Origin of the sequence: Streptococcus mitis (assembly GCF_003942795.1) — a bacterium.
GTDB classification, from domain to species: Bacteria; Bacillota; Bacilli; order Lactobacillales; family Streptococcaceae; genus Streptococcus; species Streptococcus mitis_BJ.
This window is the reverse complement of record NZ_RJNY01000055.1, coordinates 1-858: the sequence shown is the minus strand read 5'-3', so window position 1 is coordinate 858 and position 858 is coordinate 1. Positions and strand designations below refer to the sequence as shown.

Annotated in this window: 2 pseudogenes; one reads left to right on the top strand and one right to left on the bottom strand. The window is 36.8% G+C overall.

What is annotated here, in order from left to right:
* Positions 1–199: pseudogene (locus D8847_RS10495) on the bottom strand (ISL3 family transposase); the annotation flags it as partial.
* Positions 200–545: 346 nt separating this feature from the next.
* Between D8847_RS10495 and D8847_RS10490 the strand changes: the two are divergent.
* Positions 546–753: pseudogene (locus D8847_RS10490) on the top strand (YSIRK-type signal peptide-containing protein); the annotation flags it as partial.
* Between the last annotated feature and the right edge of the window lie 105 nt (positions 754–858).

Genomic DNA, 858 nt, shown 5'->3' with positions numbered 1-858 from the left:
CACACTCTAGATAGGGAATTTTAGATTCTTTTTGGAAGTCATATTTAGCCATTTGTCCTTGACAGTCGAGACACTTAGGAGCAGGATAATCTAGCTTAGCGATGATTTCTTTATGTGTTCCAGCATCCAGATAATCCAAGATTATGATGTTCTTGTCTTTAATTCCGAGTAAGTTTGTGATAAAATTTAATTGTTCCATAAGATTCTTTCTAATGANGGTTTGGTCACTTTTCATTATAGGTCTTATGGGACTTTTTTTCTACAGCAAAATAGGCTCCATAAGACCTATGGTGGTTTTACCCACTACAGAAATTATAGAGCCTTTATAATATTGAATTGAGTGTCAAAAATTGTTCGTTTTTGTTCTAAATCTACATTCACTTTTTTCGAATCTTCTACAAATTTTAGAAAAAACAATCAAAAATATGATTTTTTGTGTTTAGGGTATTGAAATTTCCTATATTATTTTATAAAATAAGGGTAAAAGGCTATGAAAAAGTAATACGCTTACAAATAAATGGAAGCGGTTACTAAAGGAGGATTTTATGGAAAAAGGCCATTGGAATCGTAAAAGAGTCTACAGCATTCGTAAGTTTGCCGTAGGCGCTTGCTCTGTCATGATTGGAACCTGTGCGGTTCTATTTGGAGGAAGTGTCATTGGAGAGTCACCAGTTTTCGCGGATGAAACTCCTATCACCCACACTGTGGAACAAGCAAAAGAGGAAAGTCCGGCAGTGGAGGAAAAAGAAGATCAAACTGCAGCAGAGCACAAGGATGTTGCAAGTGTCGACCAAAGTCAAGCTGCACCAATTGAAGCAAGCAAACCAGAGGTGAAAGAAGCCCAGAGGTGAAAGAAGC